Raw genomic sequence first — 21,934 nt, 5'->3', positions numbered from 1 at the left:
AGACCGATGACCCTGTCGAACACGTGAAAATCCCCGCTGTTGCCCTCGGAGGCCGCGACAGGGGCGAAGCTTGTTACAGGCTCGCCGTCCGCACCTGTTATCAGCGTATGTTCAGGCAGAACGGGCAATCACGCTTTCTGCGACAGCAACGCGGTTGCGCCCCGTGCCTTTGGCGGCATACAGCGCTTTGTCAGCAGCATTGAGCCACATGTGGGCCTGGGTGAATTGCGGTTGGTAGGAGGCCAGGCCGATGCTCAGGCTGACCCGCAGTTCAGGGGCTTGCGGGTCGCGGTAACGGCTGAACATTTCCCGCAAACGCTCCATCACATAGCTAGCCTGCTCCTGGGACACGTCTGGAAGAATCACACAGAACTCATCTCCTCCATAACGCCCCGTCAGGTCGTTTTCCCGCACGCTGCGCCGTAGTTCCTTACTCAGTTGCCGCAGCACCCGGTCGCCGACGATGTGGCCGTAGGCGTCGTTGATTTGCTTGAAGTGATCGATGTCGATCAGGGCGATGGTGGCTTGGGTTTGTTGCTGCTGGCACTTGTGAAACTTCAGTTGCAGCAGGTCCTTCCAGGAACCGTGATTGAGCAGGCCGGTCAGGCTGTCGGTACGGCCGAGGGCGCTCAAGGCTCGCTTGTGTTCGGACAGCTTGATGGCCAGACGGTAACTGGCCATGCCGATGGCTACCGGGTAGAGGGTCAACATCGGCAGGCAGGCATACACCTGGATCAGGCTGACATTTGGGTTGAACGAAGGCCCGAACACCAGCCAGGCTAGCGCGATGCCCACCAATTGCGCGAGGGCACCCCGAATCATCAGCTGCTTGCCGCCCGCCGCGACGTTGTGCATGGTCATCATCGCGAGGATGGTCACGGCGGTCAGTGGTGTGAATTGGGTTGCCGCCGCCCAAAATCCGCCCGACAGCGAGTCATAGAGCAGGTTGCGCCGCTCTGCCTGGTAGGGAAACGGCGAATGGCTCGACAGCTGATACGCCAGGTGCGGCCAGATAAAGGCGTTGAATAGCCACAAGCCCCAGACCCAACTCGGCATAGGCAGCGGGTACAGGGCGGCAAGCACACAGACGCTGCCAATGCCCAGTCCGATAATCCTTGGCCGATAAATGCGTCTGGCAAATGACAGCCCTTTGCCTCGTAGGTTTTCCATAGATTCCTGCGTCAGGTTTTTCTTTTTTTGCGAACACAAAGGCGCACATTATCGAAAGGCCATATATGCCAGATGATAGGCGAATATTGTCAGCCATTCGCGCAGGAATAATCAGTGTCCTTCCAGGCCATTTGCGCACAAACCGGGGGGGGTGGGCAAAAACGACCTGCTAATGTCGCGCAGGCGACAGGATCGGCCGGGGCCGTTTGCGAGGACGCGGCTTAACGGCGGTCGGTGATCTCGTAGCCGGCCAGAAACAGATCCATGGCCGACTCGATGACGCTGGCCTGAGTGGCCGCATCCAGGGCGGGCTGGCCGAGGGTGATTTGCGGCCAAAAGGCGAAAGCCTTGAGCAGACTTTGCACCTGGTGAGCGGCGAAGCACGAGTCGACCGCCTTGAGCCGGCCATCCTCTTGTGCGGCTCGTACCCACAGGGTGAAACCTTCTTCCCGCTCGCTCAGGCGGTTGACAATGTCTTGGGCTCGCTCCGGTGAGTGGATAGTGGCGGCAATCGCCACCCGCGCCAGGTCGAGGAAATTGGCGTCTGACATCATCTTCATCTTGGCTTGCAGCAACACCCGCAATTGGTCGCGCAAGGGGCGTTCGCTGCTGTAACTGACGTCCAGTTGCGCCACGCTGCTGGCCCACAGTTGATGCAGGATCTCGGTGAACAACTCTTCCTTGCTGGGGAAATGGTTGTACACCGTACGCTTGGACACACCGGCCGTGGCGGCGATCTTGTCCATGCTGGTGACCTCGAAACCGTTGTCGCGAAACTCGGCGATGGCAGCCGCCACGATGGCTTCGCGTTTACGGTCGGTGAGGCGCTGGGGTGCAGTCATGAGGGGATTTCGGCTCTGTGGAGAAAATTACACTCGGTAGTTTACTTGCTCCGGATTTTGTAGCAACCTTGAAACTACACTGTGCAGTGTAGTTTCTGGCACGCATCATGTCATGTAGGAGTCACCCTGTAATGGCCACGGTATCGCCCCGTCTCATTTCCACTTCTACGCTGAAATCTTCCAAACAGCAGGAAGGTCACTTCAGCAATCACGCTTGCGTGCAGCGCGCGGGTTTTGGCAAGACTTTACGGATTTTCTGGAAAATGCTCTTCCACAAGCCCCGCAGTACCCGCCCTGTGGGCGAGATTGCGGTGCAACGCCTGACCCGTGAGCAGCTATTTGCCGCCCCCGACCACAGCGTGTTTCGCCTGGGTCACTCCACGGTCCTGTTGAAAATGCGTGGCAAGTTCTGGCTCACCGACCCGGTGTTCGCTGAGCGCGCCTCGCCCTTCAGTTGGGCCGGCCCCAAGCGTTTCCACCAACCGCCCATCAGCCTTGATGAGCTGCCGCCGATTGAAGCAGTAATTCTTTCCCACAATCATTACGACCATCTGGACCGCCAAGCCGTGGTGCAACTAGCGGACAAGACCCACTACTTTCTGGCGCCGCTGGGTGTTGGCGACACCCTGATCAAGTGGGGCGTGGACGCCAGTAAAGTCCGGCAACTGGATTGGTGGCAAGGCACCGAGGTCGACGGCATTCGTTTTGTCGCCACCCCGGCCCAGCATTTTTCCGGCCGCAGCCTGTTCGATGGCAACCAAACACTGTGGGCCTCGTGGGTGATGATCGATGATGCGCGGCGGATCTTCTTCAGTGGCGATACCGGCTATTTCGACGGTTTCAAGCACATCGGCGAGCAGTACGGGCCGTTTGACCTGACCCTAATGGAAACCGGTGCCTACAACGTCGATTGGCCCCATGTTCATATGCAACCAGAGCAAACCGTGCAGGCTCACATTGACCTCAAGGGTCGCTGGTTGCTGCCGATCCACAACGGCACCTTCGACCTGGCATTTCACGCTTGGCACGAACCCTTTGATCGCATCATGGCGCTGGCCTGGGAGCGTAATGTGTCGATTGCCACGCCGCCCATGGGCCAGGCATTCATGCTGACGCAACCTGATCGGGGACGAGCCTGGTGGCTGGATGTCGAGCCTGATGGGGTTGAAGAACACGCCTTGGGTTGAGGCACGGGTAGGCTTGAGGGCCGCTTTGGCAAAAGGGCTTTTCAAGGTGTTTCTGTCTTGGGAGAACAGGAGAAAAGGGTGCGATGATTCCCGGGAATTCATTTTTCGGGAGTGGTTTCTTATGGAGGATAAGTGTAGGGAAACCTTCCCGTCGGGCGTCTCATGCGCCCTTGGGATACCTTCGGCAATCAATAACGTCCAAGCCTTGTTTTGCGCACCGCAGGTCCAGGGAGGGACGGTGGGTATTCAGGGAAATGCTACCGACCATGGGGGTATCGAGTTCGACCCTGGCGTAGGTCATGCAGCGCATTCGGTAGTACTTGCTTACAGTCCCAGGTTCGACATACCAGGGCCGATGATGAGGACCGTGCGCGATCCCGCCTTATCGCTCACCGCTTTGAGTGGCGTCGACCCGGTGGGCCCGGTCATGGTGGAAGTCCCCCCGATTCGGGATAACAGTGCTTTGAAGTCTCCTCTTGCACTGGTCGGTTGGCGTATCGGCTTTGCTGACGAATACGTGCGCGGCGAGGTGCGCGAAACCGTTGAACACTGCCTCTCTTTTCGACAGGCACTGGAGGTGCTGCGCATCGCAGGCGCCCAGTTGGTGCCGGTGCCTGCGAAATTACCGGATGACGCTCTGTACTTCACCCTTGAGTCCAGCAATGAGATTGATGAGTGCGTGACAGAGCATCGCCTGGATGCGCTGGTATCCGATGGGCAGAGCACCGCCTTTCATGCTTCCTGCAAGGCCGGATACCCCGGGATTTGCGTCACATTTGGCGAAGATGCCAGTGGCACCAGCGTTGTGCTGTGGTTCTACGGTGCGCGCTGGGCCCGTGATTCGTTGTCGGCACTGGTACGGGGTTATCAGCAGGCGTTGCGGCAAAGTACCCTTCCGGATGCTTGAGTCGTTACGAAAAAAGCACCGCCTTCCTGGCCTGGGCCGCCCGTTACGACGACGGCCATCATAGCCATAGCCTCCACAGCCTGCGCAGGCATGGAACCTGGATGAAGGAACTCGGTTGCCCGCTGATTCGACTGGACTCTACGCACCATTCGGTTGAGGCGTTGCTGGGACAGTTGATGCAGGTGCTGAGCCCAGAATCCGCGAGATGATGCCTCTGGGGGCAATCTCGGCAGTAGCCATCACGGCAGTGGGGCGCCGCACATTCATTCCCCAACCTGGCGCGAACCCCGGGAAAAACACCAGCCCCTCAGCCTCCAGGCGAAACGCCAGGGTGAGGCGGGTCTTGTCATCGACCTCGCCATGGCTTTCAAAGTGTTGAATCGCTTCTACCTCCACCAAGGCTTCACGGGAGAAGTCTTCCCGGCTCCAGCCCAGCATCGCGCGGGCCTGGACGCTATGCCGAGGGGTGAATTGATGGAGGACGATTTGTTGATCTACGGTGCTGCTCATTGCCAGAGAGGACATGGGCTTTCTCCAGGAGTCCGACGGGGGAGGACAAACTATACTGTGTTTTTGTACAGTTGTTTTGACCGCTCATCAACTGGAATTTTTCTCTGGGCCTGCGCTGCTCTATTTCGCCACTTCCAGGTTTCAATACAAACCTTTTCATGACTACCGCGATGTTAGCCTTCAACAGCTCTAAAGCCGCGTGCGCTTTTTTCATTTCTCTTCCAGCCCCGGCGCTTCCCGAATAATCAGGTGATCCAGGTTCTGAATATCGGCACTGAACACCCCGAACGTCTGCTCGGGGTCTTTCTTGCTCGGGACCTGTTTCAACTCCGGCGTAACCCCATAGAAGAAGCAATACAACGCCCGCTCACTGTCCACCGCCGCCTTGATCTGCTCCAGGAACGCCTTGCGCTTGCGGTAGTTTTCGATGAGTGCCTTGCTCAGGTAGACGTTGACTGAGTAGGGCTTCTTGTCGAGCCAGACCTTCTTTTCGAAGTCGATGCGAAAGCTGCGTTGGTAATCCTTGATCTCCTTGATCCGTCCCCAGTAGATCAGCCCCTTGTTGTCCTGCAGGTATTCGATCTTCTTGAAAAACGCCCAGTAAGTCGCGCTATGCTCGCCGATCTTCAACGGCATGCCCTTGAGCTTGTCCTTGTCGTCGATGTTGGAGACGTAGCATTCCACTGGGTGGGCGAAGACGCTGGTCTTTTCTGGCGTGGTGTCGCTGGAATTGTGGGATTCGGTGTTGCGGTTTGAGGGCGTTTTCACTGGGGCCTGCAAGGCAGCGCCCTCGGTTCCGACCACTGGCGTTTTGCGCTCGTACTGACGGCGGGCCAGGACAAATTCCGACGGGAAGTTTTCCTCGCGTGCATCCTCGGCTTCGCCGATTGCTGCCCTGTGACTGGCGTAGCGACAGCCGTCAATGTGACGGGTGCTGGGGATGTTTTTGAAGTGGGGCGTGCGCAGGTAGTTGACGTTCTTCGCGTTGAATGTGCCCAGCGCGTTGCCCGCCGCAAATGCCGCTCGGCATTCATCGTTAGGGCAGAGGAAACTGTCCTTGTCCGAATTGAAGGCGGCGGTTTCATCGAAATTCAGATCCCGAACGTCGTAGATCGACACCTTTTCGTCGAGACTCAGGCAGTAGGCCGTATCGAATTTCATGGGCTCGGGTCCGTGAGATATTTCGCTATTAATAGCGGGATATTGCCCAAATATCAGCCGCGAAGGAAATCCAATGTGGGTCGAGCTTTAGCGAGGCTGCAATGGCATCAGCGCTGCCGCCCCCGCCGCCTGGCCGAGTGAAAGTGCCGAAAATGCGCATCCTGCGCCGCCGCCAATAACTCCCGATCCCCGCGAGTATCGCCCCAAGCCCTGAGCCGATACTCACCCAGATCCCCATAAACGGCCTCAAGCCGAAGCACCTTATTCTCACACCGACAGTTATTACCCGTGAGCCGCCCAGTCAGCACCCCATCCACCACCTCAAGTTCCGTCCCAATCAACTTGATCCCAAGCCGATCCGCAAAAGGCTGCAACACCAACGCCGGTGAAGCGGAACACAACGTCACCACCGCCCCTGACCCAATCTCATCCTCAACCGATTGCACACCCGCCGGACGCATCAATCGCGCCCAGTTCGCCTGGCAGTACTCCTCGGCCTTCTGTTGTACCCACGCTTTCTCCACTCCGGTCATAAACGTGCGGATCAATTGCGCCTTGAGCTCATCACGACTGATCTGGCGCAGCAGGAACCGCACACCAGGCACGGCCAGTTTCAGCATTCTCCGGCTGAACTCCCACTTGCCAAAAGCAAATTTCAGGAAGGGCACAAAACTATCGTGGTGGGTTAGGGTGCCGTCGAAGTCAAAGACCGACAGCACCTTGGCGCCTAATGGGCCGGATTCGAGCATGTCTGGGTTCACTGGATGGTCTCGATTTTGTGGAGCGGGTTTTCGAAATACATGTTCTATAACTGCCGGAGTTTACTCTTCCCGCAACCTCGCGATTTTCGAGTACAACTCTGCTGTAAAAGCGTGTCGATCACTCGACCGGTGGCAACGTTGATGGCAGTTCGGGCACAGTGCCACTGCGTTACTGGTCCGGTCCGAACCGTCCTGAGCTAGAAACTTAACATGGTGCTCTTCAAGAAACGGCGTGCCGTCATGTCCTGTGAACGGCGCCGGTTCACCACAGCCTTCGCAAATACCCTTTGCTTTTTGTCGAACCCAAGCTCGCACCTGAGGGGCCCGCACATAAGAAGTGCTGGTAGTACTGACCTGCTGCGGGTTCACAATCCCTTGTGGCTCTGCGGTAATCGCCAGTTTCTGCAACGTGGCGGCACGCGCCTCAAGCTCCGCTTCATCGGCTGTAGCGACATAAGTCTCTGCATCCAAAACAGCTTTAGCTTCCAGCACCGCGCGAATACGAGCACTCACACCGACGCCAACGTTTTTAGCTGGCACGTAACCTTTGATGGGTTGCCAACCCAACAGCTGAATCACCGCAGAAATATTCTGCATGCGGTACTCAATAGACGAAGCGCTGCGCAGGCTCAACGGCCCTTCGCGTAACAAACGGTTCTCCACCGATTTTTTGAACGCCTGGCCCTCTGCTCAAGCTTCAACATTTTCAAATAGGCATCGACCGAAGCTTCAAGCTCCGCGTCACTCCAGCCCGTATTACCTTTTTGCGTATCCATACAGTCGCCGAGGGTAGAAAACCCTCGGACGATACTGAGCGGCCATTATCACGTCTACGAAATTTCCTACGTCCTTGTAGGATTTTTTGCGCTCAGCGAATACAAAAAAGCCCTGAGCTAGTCAGGGCTTCTTTAGAACGTGATAGCTATTAGCTCAAATCAGCCAAGTGCTAATTGGCTTAGGAATCAATCCCAGCTAAGCGCACCGCCAGTCTGATATTCGATCACGCGGGTCTCAAAGAAATTCTTCTCTTTCTTCAAGTCCATGATCTCGCTCATCCATGGGAACGGGTTTGTGGTCCCTGGATACTCTTCCTTCAAGCCAATCTGCGACAGGCGACGGTTAGCGATGAACTTGAGGTAGTCCTCCATCATCGCCGCATTCATCCCCAACACTCCGCGCGGCATGGTGTCGCGAGCGTATTCAATCTCCAGTTGCGTCCCTTGCAGGATCATCTGGGTCGCTTCTTCCTTCATTTCGGCATCCCACAAATGTGGGTTTTCGATTTTGATCTGGTTGATCACATCGATACCGAAGTTCAGGTGCATCGATTCATCGCGCAGGATGTATTGGAACTGCTCGGCTACGCCGGTCATTTTGTTGCGGCGGCCCATGGACAGGATCTGGGTGAAGCCGCAGTAGAAGAAGATGCCTTCCAGGACGCAGTAGTAGGCGACCAGGTTGCGCAGCAGCTCCTTGTCGGTGTCGACGGTGCCGGTTTCGAACTTTGGATCGGAGATGGCGCGGGTGTATTTCAGGCCCCAGGCTGCCTTTTTGGCGACCGATGGGATCTCGTGGTACATGTTGAAGATCTCGCCTTCATCCATGGCCAGCGATTCGATGCAGTATTGGTAGGCGTGGGTGTGGATCGCCTCTTCGAAGGCCTGGCGCAGGATGTACTGGCGGCACTCCGGGTTGGTGATCAGGCGGTACACGGCCAGGACCAGGTTGTTGGCGACCAACGAATCAGCAGTGGAGAAGAAGCCCAGGTTGCGCATGACGATGCGGCGTTCGTCGTCGGTCAGGCCTTCGGGGTCTTTCCACAGGGCGATGTCGGCGGTCATGTTGACCTCTTGCGGCATCCAGTGGTTGGCGCAGCCGTCGAGGTATTTCTGCCAGGCCCAGTCGTACTTGAAGGGCACGAGTTGGTTGAGGTCGGCGCGGCAGTTGATCATGCGCTTTTCGTCGACGGCGACGCGGGCGGCAGCACCTTCCAACTCGGCGAGGCCTTCGGCAACGTCGAGTTTGTCCAGGGCGGCCTTGGCGCGCACGATCGCTGCGGAGTCATTGGCGGTGACGGCGCGGGCTTCGATGGCGGCGGCAGCGCCGGCACCGTCGAGGCGGTCCATGTTGGCTTCGGTGGCGTGGCCGGCGTTGGCGCCTTTGGCGGTTACTTCGCCTTGTTCTTCTTTGTCGAATTCGTCCCAGCTCAGCATGACGTGTCGTCTCCTGCGTGAGGGCCAAAGGTGCCCGTGTGAAACCGGATGGTTGGGTGTTCACACGGCCTTGGGGCCGCGGTGGATCTTAAGGAATCGTTTCTTGCAACAGCTGACGCCAGGCATTAAACGGAAGTTGTCTCGGGTGCTCTGCTTGGGGCTTGAGGTGCGCAGCGACGGTTGCTTGCTCCGGCGGGGCCTCAGGTCTGGCTCTTCGTCCCATGTAAAGGGATATTGCAGGCCCGATTTACTCGCGCATTATAGGGAAGAAATTGCTTTTGTGTTGCAGCAGATGGCCTCAGTGGCCAGCCAAAATGGCGGCATTTCAGGTCGGAGTGCTGGTTTTCAAGGGCTTGCGGCGTGAGGATTTTTTTGATGGGTCGTAGGGGAGCTTACAGGCGGTCACTCCATCGCCCTGTGGCTGGCATATGTAAGGGTGCCTCCGTTAGGCACGCTGTGCCCTACGATCGTCCCCAAGTCCGCAGTCCTTAACAGATCTGTCCTACATTCAGTCCCGTCCCGCTTGCAATAACGTCAGCCTCCCGGTTTCAACGCCGAATGTAGTTATGTAGCAAGCCAGGAGGGCGCGATGGCAAATAACAAGGACGTACCCCAGGTCTGGCGGTCTTACGGGACCGGAACCGGCGGCTACCGGCGTCTCGAACATATGAACGAGCGCGAACTGGCTGATCGTGACGCCCGGCAAAAAGCTTACGACGCCATGCTCGTCCGCCAGGAGGCTTACGAGGCCCGTGTCAAGGTTGAGCCCCAACCAGCATTACCGCCCTTTGTGGGCTGTGTATTCGCCAAGTCCTGCAATCTGCCGCACGCGCACATCAATCACAACAACCCTTGCGGCTATATCCCTACGGAGCTGCTGGCGGATTACGGCGCCTTTGCGTTACTCGGTGGCCGCGAGCGGGATGACACTGGCTTATTACAATTGCGGCAGCTCGGGGGTACAAAACCGCCTGCCGGGATGGGTACGCTGGCGCTTGGCAGTTCTGCCGTCGCAACCGGGGCCGCAACCGCTACTGCTGCGGGGGTTGGCACTGTAGCGGCAGGGCTGCTGGTGGGAATGGTCGCTTTGCTGTGGCCTTCCAGGCTCGGCGACAGCGCCCTGTATAGCGACGATCAGTTGCGGTCGCTGGCCCGGGCGCGCACACGGGTTCGTTTGCAGGTAGAGCAACAGATTGATGGTTCCCTCAAAGGTTATGCGTTTTACACCGGAAAGTATCACGAGTGGGAAATGGTGGATGTTGTTTCTGTCATCCATCGTGATATGCGCTATGTAGCGGACCTGGGCGACGGGGTGGAGCTGATCTGGACGCCAGCTGTTGACCCTGCCGACACCTTAGGTATCCCTAGTCTGGAGAATGCGCCGCAGGTTCCCAATATTTGGGTGTATCCGCCGACCGAGGCGGCTGACAACATCATCGTCAACCCGGTCTACCCGCCTGAGTACAAAGATTTCATCCTGGTCTTCCCGGCGGATTCGGGGGTTCGGCCGCTATATGCGGTGGTCAGTGTAGGGTTGGGCGACTTTGGCTATCGTCCAGCCCCTAAAAAGCTGACAGCTTTTCCCGATGCGGTTAAGGCAAAACCGCAATCTTATGTTCAAGGAGGAGGGCAAGAGCGCAAGCGGTGGAAAGATCGTAAGGGCAGAATCTATGAGTGGGACTATATGCATGGAGCCGTAGAGGTTTACGACAAGCAGGGTAAGCACTTGGGGGAATTCGATCCAGAAACTGGGGCTCAACTGGAAGAAGCAAAACCTGAAAGAAGAACACAGAAATAATCAAGGAGGCGGACATGTACTTATGCATCACCGGTTTTTTTTCAGATGAGCACGAAGACGATTCTTTGCAGTTTGAACTGGATGTCGCACCCGAGTATCAACAGTCGATCACGGACGTGTTGGGGTGGGGAACTCTTATCAAACACGCCAATGGCGAGCTGCGATTGACTGACGAACAAGTCGGCAAAATAGAGGCTGTATTGAACAAAACCCTCCCGAAGAACCTAATTTTGTTTATCGGGGTCGAGGGCTGACGTGTCAATCAGTTAGCTTTCGAGTATGGCGGCAGCTCGGAGGTACAAAGCCGCCTGCCGTGATATCGAGCACGTGATGGTAGTCATCTAGGTGCTTTCGACCCGTTTACTGGCGAGCAGATAGGCTCGGCTAAAGATGAACGAAGCATCAGCAAATATCTGTGAGATAGAAATGGGTCTGAAAATAATACTTGAGTGGTATGACGTGGATACGGAGCTCTGCGAGGGAGAGGAGTCCTCGACGGATCTCGGGGAGGATAGCTCTGTGATGGATGCCATTGGCATAGCTAGCGCTGATAACGTCAACAACGGTGGCTTTGATGTTAAAAGCGACTGGATACCGACCCTGCAGCCATTTTTTGTTCACCCGATCAATCCAGTTGTCTACATCTATCAGGTGGCTTTTGAATATCGGGACGTAGAGTAGCCTCGGGGCTGGGTTTCTTTGCCGCAAGAACGATTTCTTGCGGCGAATACTATCTGGGATAACTACCCACTAACGAGTTGATTAACCGTTAGAGCAACCATTGCCCATGACTTTGTAATTAAGAATGTGACGCTGACCCTGATGGTCTTCATATTCCATACGCGCCGGTACAACTTCGCAAACATTCGGAACTGAGCTCATGGACACGACTTTGGCGATGTCCAGGTTGGAGGAGTAGCTGTATTCCTCAACAATGGCGGTGTTCTGGCTGGCTACGTCAGTCGGGGTCTCGTCGGCCAGGGCGGCGGTAGCGCACAAGCTGGTAAGGGCCATAACTAATAAAGCTTTCATTTCTATTTTTACCTTTTTGCGGTCGAAGGGGGTCACGGGCCCCTTGTGAGGCCACGTGTGTAACTTGATTGGAGAGTTCGGATTAACGTGCCTTCGTGGGGGCTGTAACTTGGTTAATCACGGTGCCTTTGTTGGCGAGGCTGATTTTAGGCGTCCTCGTTATATTCATATACCCGTGCTTTTGATAAAGACTGTTGGCGGTTTTTGTAACAATCCCGAATTGAAGGTTTTTTTGAAGCGGTGAAAAGCGACGTAGGCCGCGGACCAGAGCGCTATGGGCGTAAAGCAGGGTAATTTGTAGGGGCTTGTTACTACCATCGTCGAATGGTTCTATAGGTCCACCCCGGCTACAACAGGGGCATACAACAACAACTATTGTCACCGAGGTAAGAAAGATGAGTGCGGCTTCTCTGTACCCCGTTCGCCCCGAAGTAGCAGCAAACACGCTAACCGATGAGGCGACCTACAAGGCCATGTACCAGCAGTCGGTGGTCAACCCCGACGGTTTCTGGCGCGAGCAGGCTCAGCGTCTTGACTGGATCAAGCCTTTCACCACGGTGAAGCAGACCTCGTTCGACGATCACCATGTCGACATCAAGTGGTTTGCCGATGGCACCCTCAACGTTTCCTACAATTGCCTGGACCGTCACCTTGCTGAGCGTGGCGATAAGGCAGCAATCATCTGGGAGGGCGACGACCCTGCCGAGAGCCGCACCATCACCTATCGCGAGCTGCACGAAGAAGTCTGCAAGTTCGCCAACGCCCTGCGCGGCCAGGATGTGCACCGCGGCGACGTGGTGACTATCTATATGCCGATGATTCCCGAAGCTGTGGTCGCCATGCTGGCCTGTACCCGGATCGGCGCGATTCACTCGGTGGTGTTCGGCGGTTTCTCGCCAGAAGCCCTGGCCGGTCGGATTATCGACTGTCGTTCCAAGGTGGTGATCACCGCCGACGAAGGCATTCGTGCCGGTAAGAAGATTCCGCTCAAGGCCAACGTCGACGACGCCCTGACCAATCCGGAAACCAGCAGCATCCAGAAAGTCATCGTGTGTAAGCGCACTGGTGGCGAAATCAAGTGGAACCAGCATCGCGACATCTGGTACGAAGACCTGATGAAAGTGGCGGGCACCGTGTGCGCGCCGAAAGAGATGGGTGCTGAAGAAGCGCTGTTCATCCTTTATACCTCAGGCTCCACCGGCAAGCCCAAGGGCGTGCAGCACACCACTGGCGGCTATCTGTTGTATGCGGCGCTGACCCATGAGCGCGTGTTCGACTATCGTCCTGGCGAAATCTACTGGTGCACCGCCGACGTCGGTTGGGTCACTGGCCACACGTATATTGTCTACGGCCCGCTGGCCAATGGCGCGACTACGCTGCTGTTCGAAGGCGTGCCGAACTACCCGGACATCACTCGGGTGGCGAAGATTGTCGACAAGCACAAGGTCAATATCCTCTACACCGCACCGACCGCGATCCGCGCGATGATGGCCTCCGGCACCGCCGCGTGCGAAGGCGCCGATGGCAGCAGCTTGCGTCTACTGGGCTCGGTAGGCGAGCCGATCAACCCTGAAGCGTGGGCCTGGTATTACAAGAACGTCGGCCAGTCCCGTTGCCCGATCGTCGACACCTGGTGGCAGACCGAGACCGGCGCAACCTTGATGAGCCCGCTGCCGGGTGCTCACGCCCTCAAGCCAGGTTCTGCGGCCCGGCCGTTCTTCGGTGTAGTGCCGGCGCTGGTGGACAACCTGGGTAACATCATCGAAGGCGCAGGCGAAGGGAATCTGGTGATTCTCGATTCGTGGCCGGGCCAGGCACGGACGCTTTACGGCGACCATGACCGTTTCGTCGACACTTACTTCAAGACCTTCCGTGGCATGTATTTCACCGGCGACGGCGCGCGTCGCGATGAAGACGGCTACTGGTGGATCACCGGCCGGGTGGATGACGTGCTTAACGTTTCCGGCCACCGGATGGGCACCGCCGAGATCGAAAGTGCCATGGTTGCCCACCCCAAAGTCGCGGAAGCGGCGGTGGTTGGCGTGCCGCACGACATCAAGGGGCAGGGCATTTATGTCTATGTGACTCTTAATGCTGGCGAAGAAACCAGTGAAGCGCTGCGCCTGGAATTGAAAAACTGGGTGCGCAAGGAGATCGGGCCAATTGCTTCGCCGGATGTAATCCAGTGGGCACCGGGCTTGCCGAAGACTCGCTCGGGGAAAATCATGCGCCGCATCCTGCGCAAGATTGCCACGGCCGAATACGACGGCTTGGGGGATATCTCCACCCTGGCCGATCCGGGCGTGGTGCAGCATCTGATTGAAACCCACAAGACCATGAACGCCGCGTAAGGCGGGTGGTGTGAATGAAGCCCCATTCGGTGTGAGCCGGATGGGGCTTTTTTGTTGCGCTCGGCATGGGCGCACTCTTGTGGGTGAGCGTCCTGCCGTAAGGCTGCCCCTATGCCGATGGGGCGAGAGGTTTAGCTCATCATCCCTTTGACCAGGCGTTCCTGTTCGATCAACTCACGCTGGCGAGCATCGATGCGTGAGGACAGTGGGAAGTTGCTGCCGGCGCGGCGCTTGGCGAAGTCCAACTGCTGAATTGCCTGCTGGAAGTCGCCCACCAGTGCGAAGTACTCGGCACGTGCCTGGTGCAGGCCAATGATGTTGCCCGACAAGCCGCGAGTTTCCGCGACCATGTACCAGACGTCCGGATCGTCCGGGCGGGTCTTGAGCAACCCCTCCAGGGCTTTCTCGGCATCGGCGGTGCGATTCTGCTTGAGCAGCAGATCCACGCGCACCTGGTTCAGCGGATAGTTGCCGGGGTATTGCGCCAGCATCCGGTCTGTACGCTGCTGGGCGTCCGGTATGCGGTTGTTGGTGATGTCTAGCTCAATCTGCGCCAGGTTATAGGTGATGTCGTTGGGCGCCTTGGCCAGCAGCAGTTTGAGGTTTTCCCGCGCCTCGTTGAGCTGGGTGCCCTTGATCTGGGCGATGGCCAGGCCATAGCGCGCCACATCGCTTTTCGGGTTTTCGTCCAGTTGGGCACGGAAGCGCTTGGCAGCCAGTCCCGGAGTGTCTTCGTAATACAACTGTACACGGGCGCGAATCAGTTGATAGCGCAGGCTGTCTTCCTTGCCGCCGGCCTTGGACTGTTCGGCGCGGTTGCGGGTGTCGGCGATCCGCGATTCGGTCACCGGGTGAGTCAGCAGGAACTCGGGTGGCTTGGCATCGAAACGATACTGGCGCATCAAGCGTTCGAACATGGTCGGCATGGAGCGCGGGTCGTAACCGGCTTTCTCTAGGTTGAGAATGCCGATGCGGTCAGCCTCTTGTTCGTTTTGCCGGGAAAAGCGTCGCTGTTCCTGGATGGCTGCGGCCTGGCTGCCGGCAATCGCGGCAATGCCGACATCACCTGCCCCGGCTGCAGCCGCGATGATCCCGCCGAGCAGGGCGGCCATCATCGGAATCTGCATTCGCTGTTGGGCTTCGACGCCACGGGCGAAGTGGCGTTGGGACAAGTGAGCCAGTTCGTGGGCCAGTACCGAAGCATATTCACCTTCGGTCTGGGCGTTGAGGAACAACCCACCGTTGACCCCGATGATGCCACCGGGCGCGGCGAAGGCGTTCAATTGCGGGCTGTTGATCAGAATGAATTCCAGGCGTCGGTCATTGACCTGGCTGGTCTCCACCAGTTTGTACACACTGGTTTCGACGTAATCCTTGAGCTGGGGGTCGTTGAGTGCCGAGACCTGGCCGCGCAGGTAAGCCAGCCACGCCCGGCCCAGTTGGTATTCCTGCTGAGGCGAGACAATGGCAGAACTGGCGTCGCCAAGTGACGGCAGGTCGTCAGCGAAGCCTGGAGAGGCAAGCAGGCAAGCCAGCGTCAGCAGGGTAGGGCGCAAAAAAGTCATGCACAAAGCCTTTCGACAAAGACCTTACTGTAGCCGGACACTGAGCTTGGGACCAGATATTCTAAGCGCCCCCCGATGCCCGCCAGGAGCTAAACCATGACCGACTCTGTCGCCTTTGATGCCGAGCTTGATGCCAGCGGCCTCAACTGCCCGTTGCCATTGCTCAAGGCCAAGATGGAGCTCAATCGGCTGGCCAGTGGCGCGGTACTCAAAGTGATTGCCACGGACGCGGGCTCCCTGCGAGATTTCCGGACCTTCGCCAAGTTGGCTGGTCACACATTGTTGCGCGAAGAAGAAGACGCTGGCGTCTATCGTTACTGGTTGCGCAAGGCCTGAAGCCCGCCCCCATTACCCGAGGTTGATTGATGTTCAAAGTGTTACGCGACTGGATTCAGCGCTACTTCTCCGACGAAGAAGCGGTGATATTGGCAGTCCTGCTGTTTCTGGCCTTTACGGCCGTACTTACCTTGGGTGGCATGCTGGCGCCGGTATTGGCGGGGATGGTTCTGGCTTACCTGATGCAAGGCCTGGTCACAACCCTGGAGCGCATGCGCTTGCCGGGCGGCGTGGCAGTGGGGCTGGTGTTTGCCTTGTTCATGGGCCTGTTGCTGGTGTTTATCGTGGTGGTGCTGCCGTTGTTGTGGCATCAGTTGATCACGTTGTTCAACGAACTGCCGGGCATGCTTGCCAAGTGGCAGTCGCTGTTGCTGCTGTTGCCCGAGCGCTATCCGCACCTGGTGTCGGACGAGCAAGTGCTGCAGGCCATCGAAGTCGCTCGGGGCGAGATCGGAAAGTTCGGGCAATGGGCGCTGACCTTTTCCCTGTCCAGCCTGCCATTGCTGGTCAATATCATGATCTACCTGGTGCTGGTGCCGATCCTGGTCTTTTTCTTCCTAAAGGACCGGGAAATGATCGGACGCTGGGCGCGCGGCTATCTGCCGCGCGAACGAGCGCTGATTACTCGGGTGGCCCAGGAAATGAACCGACAGATCGCTAACTACATTCGTGGCAAGGTCATCGAGATTTTCATTTGCGGCGGGGTGACCTACATCGCGTTCGTGACGCTGGGGTTGAACTACGCCGCGTTGCTGGCGCTGCTGGTAGGCGTGTCAGTGGTGGTGCCCTACGTCGGCGCCGTGGTGGTCACCGTGCCGGTGATGTTGATCGCACTGTTCCAGTGGGGCTGGAGTGATCAGTTCATCTACTTGATGGCGGTCTACGGCATCATCCAGACCCTGGACGGCAACGTTCTGGTGCCGCTGCTGTTCTCCGAGGCGGTGAACCTGCATCCGGTGGCGATCATCTGTGCGGTGTTGTTGTTTGGCGGGTTGTGGGGCTTCTGGGGGGTGTTTTTTGCAATTCCCCTGGCGACGCTGTTCAAGGCGGTGCTGGATGCGTGGCCGCGGCAGGAGCCGGTTGTTGCACCGCTACTGTAGGAGCGAGCTTGCTCGCGATGGGCGTGAACGATAACGCGCCCATTCTGAATGAGCGCGGTCTTTGCGAGTCCTTCGCGAGCAAGCTCGCTCCTACCATTCAGGCCTGAATCAGGCCTTATTCAAAGCCTGGGCCGCTGTTAGAACAGCATCCACATGCCCCGGCACTTTCACACCACGCCATTCCTGACGCAGCACACCATCCTTGTCGATCAGAAAGGTGCTGCGATCAACGCCCAGGTATTCCTTGCCATACAGCTTCTTCAGTTTGATCACATCAAACAACTGGCACACCGCTTCATCCTTGTCGCTGATCAGCTCAAAGGGGAATTGCTGCTTGGCCTTGAAGTTTTCATGGGACTTCACGCTGTCCCGGGACACGCCAAACACCTCAGTGTTGGCCGCCTGGAACGCTGCGTATTGGTCACGAAAACCCTGGCCTTCGGTGGTGCAGCCGGGGGTGCTGTCTTTTGGGTAGAAGTAGATCACCGCTTGTTTGCCCTTGAGCCCGGCGAGGCTGAAGGTTTGCCCGCTGGTGGCCTGGGCTTCGAAATCGGCTACTGGTTTGTCGATGACTACCGCCATGAAAACTTCCTTACATTGGGTTCTGTGGGCGCCATGGCTCGATCAGTGCGTCGAGGTTCAGGGCATCGGCGAAATCCAGGAACTGGTCGCGCAGCCAACTGATCTGCACGCCGGCCGGCAAGGTCACGGTAAAGGTGGCGTTGAGCATGGTGCCGCCGGTCTGTGGGGCCTGATAGGTGTCGCAGGTCAGGTTTTCCAGGTCGACGTTATGGTCGATAAAGAACTGGCACAGCTCGTTGACGATGTCCGAACGGTAGGCCGAACTGACATAGGCGACGTAGGGCAGGGCCTGTGGACGATTCTCCAGGGCAGCGCTGCGCACCATGTTAACGGTGAAGTCGTGCTTCTTGGCCAGGCCCGGCAAACCGGTCTCCAGGCGTGCAAGAGCATCCCAGGTCCCGGAGATCTGCAGGACCAGCGCGCTGCACTCGCCATGGCGGGTCAGGCGGGAAGTTACGACGGCGCAGCGGTTTTCATGGCTGGCGCGGCACAGGACGTTAGTCAGCTCCATGGGGTTGGCGCCGAGGGCACTGATGACAAGGAATTGTTCGCGGACTGTGGGGGTGGACATGCAGCCTTCCTAAAGCGATGAGCGGTCGATACGTCGATAGGCGTCTCGATCAAAGGATGAAGGGTAGCGAAAACCGTCGCCGAGGGCTAGGAGGTGGCGTTTTCATTGCGTAATCACCCTCACCAAACCCTGCTTTCGCCCAATGATGGCGTCGACGAGCGCTAAGTTGATCCAGAACGCATACTCAGGCGGTACTTCGCTTGTACAAGCATCTTGGCGCCAGTACCATTACGGCTCTCTTTTTCCGGCAGGAGCGGTTGCATGATTGCGGGCAGTATGGTGGCACTGGTCACACCCATGGATGCACAAGGTAATCTCGACTGGGACAGCCTGGGCAAACTGGTGGACTTTCACCTGCAAGAGGGCACCAACGCCATTGTAGCGGTCGGCACCACTGGTGAGTCCGCGACGCTCAGCGTGGAAGAGCATATCGAGGTGATCAAGTTTGTCGTCAAGCAGGTTGCCGGGCGCATCCCGGTGATCGCCGGTACCGGCGCCAACTCGACCCGCGAAGCGATCGAGCTGACCACCAACGCCAAGAAAGCCGGCGCCGATGCCTGCCTGCTAGTGACGCCGTACTACAACAAGCCGACCCAGGAAGGCCTGTACCAGCATTTTCGCACCATCGCCGAAGCCGTCGACATCCCGCAGATCCTCTATAACGTCCCAGGCCGTACTGCTTGCGACATGCAGGCTGCGACCGTGATTCGCCTGTCTACCGTGCCGAACATCATTGGCATCAAGGAAGCCACTGGCGACCTGCAACGCGCCAAGGACATCCTGGCGGGCGTGAGCAGCGACTTCCTGCTGTATTCCGGTGACGACGCGACTGCTGTCGAGCTGATCCTGCTGGGTGGCAAGGGCAATATTTCGGTAACTGCCAACGTTGCTCCCCGTCTCATGAGCGAGCTGTGTGCCGCTGCTCTCGCTGGCGATGCCGTCAAGGCCCGTGCGATCCATGAGCAACTGGTGCCGCTCAACAAAAACCTGTTTATCGAATCCAACCCTATTCCCGTGAAATGGGCGCTGCATGAGATGGGTATGATGCCGGACGGTATCCGTCTGCCGCTCACCTGGCTCAGCGAAGCCTGTCACGAACCGCTGCGACAGGCCCTGCGCCAGTCCGGCGTCCTGGTTTAATTGAGGAAGCATTACGCATGAAGCGATTGGCCGGACTTTCCGCACTTGCCTTGATTATCTCCAGCACCAGTGGCTGCGGTTGGATCTGGGGCCCGGAAGGCTACTTCCGTGACCGCGGCAGCGATTACCTGGAAGCACAACAAACCGCACCGATGCAATTGCCGCCGGACGTCAACGTCGCCAAGCGTCTTGACCCGTTGCTGCCGATTCCGCGCAACGTGGCCGACGACACCGTCAAGGGCGAGTACGAAGTGCCACGCCCACTGCCGATCTCGGCCGTGGCCGATGCCAGCGACTACAGCCTGCAGAAGAGCGGTGATTCCCGTTGGATCATGGCTCAGCGCCCGCCTGCCGAAGTCTGGCCGGTAGCCTTGCAGTTCTTCCAGGACAACGGTTTCCGTATCGATGAGCAGCGCCCGCAGACCGGTGAGTTCACCACCGCGTGGCAGCAGCCCAATGAATTATCGGCCAACATGGCCAAGCGCCTGCAAGCCGGTGGCATCGCGGCTGACGGCGAAAGCCGCATTCGTGTGCGCATCGAACCTGGCGTGCAACGCAATACCAGTGAAGTCTACGTAGTCAGCGCCGAGCGTCCTGCCGGCAGCACCGCCAACGTCGACTTCACCAATCGCTCGGTCAACACCGGTGTCGATTCCGCGCTGGTCGACGAGATGCTCGCCAGCATGAGCCGCATTTCCGAGAAGGGCGGTTCCGTCTCCCTTCTGGCCGCTCGTGATTACGACACGCCTAACCGCGTCAGCCTCACCGAAGACGGTAGCGGTAACGTCGTGCTCAACCTGGGTGAAGACCTGGACCGTGCCTGGTCGAGTGTCGGCCGTGCGCTGGAACAAGGCGAATGGCGCGTTGAAGACATCAACCGCAGCCTGGGCCTGTACTACATCAACTTGGCCGAAAAAGCCGAGAAGAAAGACGAAGAGCCAGGTTTCTTCGGCAAATTGTTCGGCAGCAAGCCAAGCAAGGAAGAAGTCGAAACCCGCGCCGAGCGTTATCAGGTCCGCCTGAGCAAGGTGGGCGACAACGTGCAAGTCACCGTCGAGAAAAACATCAACACCGTGGCGCCGGCAGAAGTGGCGCGTAAAGTGTTGAGCGTGATTCAGGACAACCTGGGCTGATATCCAATGCGGTTTGCCGTTCTCGGCAGCGGTAGCCAAGGGAACGGCACGCTAGTAGCCCACGACGACACGTACGTCCTGGTGGATTGTGGTTTCTCCCTGCGGGAAACCGAGCGGCGCCTGCTGCGCCTGGGGGTTCACCCCTCGCAGTTGAGCGCGATTCTGGTGACCCACGAACATGCCGACCACGTGCATGGCGTGGGTTTGCTGTCTCGGCGCTACAATCTTCCGGTGTACCTGAGTCGCGGTACCTTGCGCGGGATGCGCAAACCCATAGAGCCCGCAGGTTTGTTGGCCGGTGGCGAGCAACTGCAGATTGGTGCCTTGAGCATTGACGTCATTGCCGTGGCTCACGATGCCCAGGAGCCGACGCAGTACGTGTTCAGTGGCGGTGAGCGACGCTTCGGCCTGCTCACCGACCTGGGTTCCTACTGCGCCAAGGTGCTGGACGGTTATCGGGACCTCGATGCATTGATGATCGAGTCCAACCACTGCCGTGACATGCTTGCCCGTGGTCACTACCCGTACTTTCTCAAACAGCGGGTTGGTGGTGAACTGGGACATTTGAACAACCATCAGGCGGCGTACCTGGTGTATGAGTTGGGCTGGCAAGACCTGCAACACCTGGTCCTGGCCCACCTGAGCAGCAAGAACAACCTGCCGCAGCTGGCCCGGCAATGTTTTGTCGACACCCTCGGGTGCGACCCGGACTGGCTGCAACTGGCCGATCAAGATTCAGGGCTCGACTGGCGACATATCGCCTAGCCCACCTACTTAGCAAGCGGAGCCCATCATGGAAAAACGTGAAGAACTCTACCGCGGCAAAGCCAAATCGGTTTACAAGACCGACGACGCCAACCGCTTGATCCTGCTGTTTCGCAACGACACCTCGGCGTTCGACGGTAAGCGTATCGAACAGCTCGACCGCAAAGGCATGGTGAACAACAAGTTCAATGCCTTCATCATGCAGAAACTCGAAGAAGCCGGCGTGCCGACTCAATTCGACAAACTGCTGGGCGACAACGAATGCCTGGTGAAAAAGCTCGACATGATCCCGGTCGAGTGCGTCGTGCGTAACTACGCCGCCGGCAGCCTGGTCAAGCGCCTGGGCGTGGAAGAGGGCCTCAAGCTCAACCCCTACACCTTCGAACTGTTCCTCAAGGATGACGCCAAGGGCGACCCGTTCATCAACGAATCCCATGTTGTGGCGTTCGGTTGGGGCACCGCTGAACAGCTCGTGCGCATGAAAGAACTGTCCCTCAAGGTCAACGACGTCCTGAGCAAACTGTTCGACGACGCCGGCCTGTTGCTGGTCGACTTCAAACTCGAATTCGGCGTGTTCCACGACGGCTCCATCGTCCTGGGCGACGAATTCAGCCCGGACGGCTGCCGCCTGTGGGACAAGGAGACTCGCAAGAAGATGGACAAGGACCGCTTCCGCCAGGGTCTCGGTGACGTCATCGAAGCCTACGAAGAAGTCGCCAACCGTCTCGGCGTACCGCTGTAATCGACGCAAGCATCTGATAGCACGGAAAAAAATCCACCAGGAGCTTTGCTTCCAGGTAACAGGCTGTT

At 57.9% G+C, this 21,934-nt stretch carries 23 protein-coding genes and 1 pseudogene; 13 read left to right on the top strand and 11 right to left on the bottom strand.

The window, feature by feature from the left end:
• Positions 1-111 precede the first annotated feature (111 nt).
• Together ACZRJ6_RS01765 and ACZRJ6_RS01760 are read right to left on the bottom strand one after the other, a co-directional pair.
• On the bottom strand, positions 112-1,170 hold the full coding sequence (locus tag ACZRJ6_RS01765) for a diguanylate cyclase (protein WP_463966837.1): 1,059 nt from the start codon (positions 1,168-1,170) through the stop codon (positions 112-114).
• A 221-nt stretch (positions 1,171-1,391) separates the two neighbouring features.
• A complete protein-coding gene (locus ACZRJ6_RS01760) occupies positions 1,392-2,012 on the bottom strand; it encodes a TetR/AcrR family transcriptional regulator (protein ID WP_463966836.1) in 621 nt (206 codons plus the stop codon).
• A gap of 131 nt (positions 2,013-2,143) precedes the next feature.
• Between ACZRJ6_RS01760 and ACZRJ6_RS01755 the strand changes: the two genes are divergently transcribed.
• Both ACZRJ6_RS01755 and ACZRJ6_RS01750 read left to right on the top strand, forming a co-directional pair.
• On the top strand, positions 2,144-3,199 hold the full coding sequence (locus ACZRJ6_RS01755) for an MBL fold metallo-hydrolase (protein ID WP_463966835.1): 1,056 nt from the start codon (positions 2,144-2,146) through the stop codon (positions 3,197-3,199).
• A 358-nt stretch (positions 3,200-3,557) separates the two neighbouring features.
• Positions 3,558-4,106, top strand: coding sequence for an amidase (locus ACZRJ6_RS01750; protein ID WP_463966834.1), 549 nt, complete (start codon positions 3,558-3,560; stop codon positions 4,104-4,106).
• 138 nt (positions 4,107-4,244) lie between these two features.
• Here ACZRJ6_RS01750 and ACZRJ6_RS01745 read toward each other — a convergent pair whose 3' ends face one another.
• From ACZRJ6_RS01745 to ACZRJ6_RS01725, 5 genes are all read right to left on the bottom strand, one after another.
• Positions 4,245-4,631: an XRE family transcriptional regulator gene (locus ACZRJ6_RS01745; protein ID WP_463966833.1), complete on the bottom strand. Its 387-nt coding sequence runs from the start codon at positions 4,629-4,631 to the stop codon at positions 4,245-4,247.
• A 195-nt stretch (positions 4,632-4,826) separates the two neighbouring features.
• Positions 4,827-5,777: a hypothetical protein gene (locus ACZRJ6_RS01740; RefSeq protein ID WP_463966832.1), complete on the bottom strand. Its 951-nt coding sequence runs from the start codon at positions 5,775-5,777 to the stop codon at positions 4,827-4,829.
• 107 nt (positions 5,778-5,884) lie between these two features.
• Entirely contained in the window at positions 5,885-6,526 is a 642-nt protein-coding gene (locus tag ACZRJ6_RS01735) for an HAD-IB family hydrolase (protein ID WP_149413838.1), read from the bottom strand.
• Positions 6,527-6,598: 72 nt separating this feature from the next.
• Positions 6,599-7,135: an HNH endonuclease gene (locus ACZRJ6_RS01730; RefSeq protein WP_463993529.1), complete on the bottom strand. Its 537-nt coding sequence runs from the start codon at positions 7,133-7,135 to the stop codon at positions 6,599-6,601.
• A 365-nt stretch (positions 7,136-7,500) separates the two neighbouring features.
• Positions 7,501-8,751 carry a ribonucleotide-diphosphate reductase subunit beta gene (locus ACZRJ6_RS01725; protein WP_463993528.1) on the bottom strand — a complete coding sequence of 417 codons (1,251 nt, stop codon included), beginning with the start codon at positions 8,749-8,751 and terminating at the stop codon, positions 7,501-7,503.
• 589 nt (positions 8,752-9,340) lie between these two features.
• Here ACZRJ6_RS01725 and ACZRJ6_RS01720 point away from each other — a divergent pair.
• The 4 genes and pseudogenes from ACZRJ6_RS01720 to ACZRJ6_RS01705 all read left to right on the top strand — a co-directional run bounded on the left by ACZRJ6_RS01720 (position 9,341) and on the right by ACZRJ6_RS01705 (position 11,230).
• The gene (locus ACZRJ6_RS01720; protein ID WP_463970378.1) at positions 9,341-10,549 is read left to right on the top strand and encodes a colicin E3/pyocin S6 family cytotoxin; all 1,209 of its coding nucleotides are present in this window, start codon (positions 9,341-9,343) and stop codon (positions 10,547-10,549) included.
• 14 nt (positions 10,550-10,563) lie between these two features.
• Positions 10,564-10,803 carry a pyocin S6 family toxin immunity protein gene (locus ACZRJ6_RS01715; protein ID WP_463970377.1) on the top strand — a complete coding sequence of 80 codons (240 nt, stop codon included), beginning with the start codon at positions 10,564-10,566 and terminating at the stop codon, positions 10,801-10,803.
• A 102-nt stretch (positions 10,804-10,905) separates the two neighbouring features.
• Positions 10,906-10,968, top strand: a pseudogene (locus ACZRJ6_RS01710) (hypothetical protein); the annotation flags it as partial.
• The gene (locus tag ACZRJ6_RS01705) at positions 10,940-11,230 is read left to right on the top strand and encodes a colicin E3-like toxin immunity protein (RefSeq protein WP_306108741.1); all 291 of its coding nucleotides are present in this window, start codon (positions 10,940-10,942) and stop codon (positions 11,228-11,230) included. The pseudogene ACZRJ6_RS01710 and the gene ACZRJ6_RS01705, both read left to right, overlap by 29 nt.
• Before the next feature lie 81 nt (positions 11,231-11,311).
• Here the strand turns inward: ACZRJ6_RS01705 and ACZRJ6_RS01700 are convergent, their stop codons facing one another.
• Positions 11,312-11,581 (bottom strand): DUF2790 domain-containing protein, encoded by a 270-nt coding sequence (locus ACZRJ6_RS01700; protein ID WP_463970376.1) that lies wholly within the window; start codon positions 11,579-11,581, stop codon positions 11,312-11,314.
• Between the two features lie 395 nt (positions 11,582-11,976).
• Between ACZRJ6_RS01700 and acs the strand changes: the two genes are divergently transcribed.
• Positions 11,977-13,932 carry an acetate--CoA ligase gene (acs, locus tag ACZRJ6_RS01695; protein ID WP_463970375.1) on the top strand — a complete coding sequence of 652 codons (1,956 nt, stop codon included), beginning with the start codon at positions 11,977-11,979 and terminating at the stop codon, positions 13,930-13,932.
• A gap of 131 nt (positions 13,933-14,063) precedes the next feature.
• Here acs and ACZRJ6_RS01690 read toward each other — a convergent pair whose 3' ends face one another.
• Positions 14,064-15,497: a M48 family metalloprotease gene (locus ACZRJ6_RS01690; RefSeq protein WP_133101888.1), complete on the bottom strand. Its 1,434-nt coding sequence runs from the start codon at positions 15,495-15,497 to the stop codon at positions 14,064-14,066.
• Between the two features lie 96 nt (positions 15,498-15,593).
• On the opposite strand from ACZRJ6_RS01690, the gene ACZRJ6_RS01685 reads away from it, so the two are divergent.
• Together ACZRJ6_RS01685 and ACZRJ6_RS01680 are read left to right on the top strand one after the other, a co-directional pair.
• Positions 15,594-15,833, top strand: coding sequence for a sulfurtransferase TusA family protein (locus tag ACZRJ6_RS01685; RefSeq protein WP_133101887.1), 240 nt, complete (start codon positions 15,594-15,596; stop codon positions 15,831-15,833).
• Between the two features lie 29 nt (positions 15,834-15,862).
• Complete coding sequence (locus tag ACZRJ6_RS01680) at positions 15,863-16,933, top strand: AI-2E family transporter (RefSeq protein ID WP_463970374.1); 1,071 nt, start codon at positions 15,863-15,865, stop codon at positions 16,931-16,933.
• A gap of 108 nt (positions 16,934-17,041) precedes the next feature.
• Here the strand turns inward: ACZRJ6_RS01680 and ACZRJ6_RS01675 are convergent, their stop codons facing one another.
• Both ACZRJ6_RS01675 and ACZRJ6_RS01670 read right to left on the bottom strand, forming a co-directional pair.
• A complete protein-coding gene (locus ACZRJ6_RS01675; protein ID WP_463970373.1) occupies positions 17,042-17,515 on the bottom strand; it encodes a peroxiredoxin in 474 nt (157 codons plus the stop codon).
• 10 nt (positions 17,516-17,525) lie between these two features.
• Positions 17,526-18,086 (bottom strand): glycine cleavage system transcriptional repressor, encoded by a 561-nt coding sequence (locus ACZRJ6_RS01670; protein WP_133101884.1) that lies wholly within the window; start codon positions 18,084-18,086, stop codon positions 17,526-17,528.
• A 261-nt stretch (positions 18,087-18,347) separates the two neighbouring features.
• On the opposite strand from ACZRJ6_RS01670, the gene dapA reads away from it, so the two are divergent.
• The 4 genes from dapA to purC are packed head-to-tail and all read left to right on the top strand — an operon-like array spanning position 18,348 to position 21,866.
• On the top strand, positions 18,348-19,226 hold the full coding sequence (gene dapA / locus ACZRJ6_RS01665; RefSeq protein WP_463970372.1) for a 4-hydroxy-tetrahydrodipicolinate synthase: 879 nt from the start codon (positions 18,348-18,350) through the stop codon (positions 19,224-19,226).
• A 17-nt stretch (positions 19,227-19,243) separates the two neighbouring features.
• Entirely contained in the window at positions 19,244-20,359 is a 1,116-nt protein-coding gene (gene bamC, locus ACZRJ6_RS01660; RefSeq protein ID WP_463970371.1) for an outer membrane protein assembly factor BamC, read from the top strand.
• A 6-nt stretch (positions 20,360-20,365) separates the two neighbouring features.
• Complete coding sequence (locus ACZRJ6_RS01655) at positions 20,366-21,124, top strand: MBL fold metallo-hydrolase (RefSeq protein WP_350616335.1); 759 nt, start codon at positions 20,366-20,368, stop codon at positions 21,122-21,124.
• Positions 21,125-21,152: 28 nt separating this feature from the next.
• Positions 21,153-21,866, top strand: a complete 714-nt coding sequence (gene purC, locus ACZRJ6_RS01650; protein WP_133101880.1) for a phosphoribosylaminoimidazolesuccinocarboxamide synthase — start codon at positions 21,153-21,155, stop codon at positions 21,864-21,866.
• The last annotated feature ends 68 nt before the right edge of the window (positions 21,867-21,934 follow it).

This window comes from Pseudomonas sp. C321 (assembly GCF_055407105.1).
The sequence above is the reverse complement of the archived record's forward strand: the minus strand, read 5'-3'. Positions and strand labels throughout refer to the sequence as shown.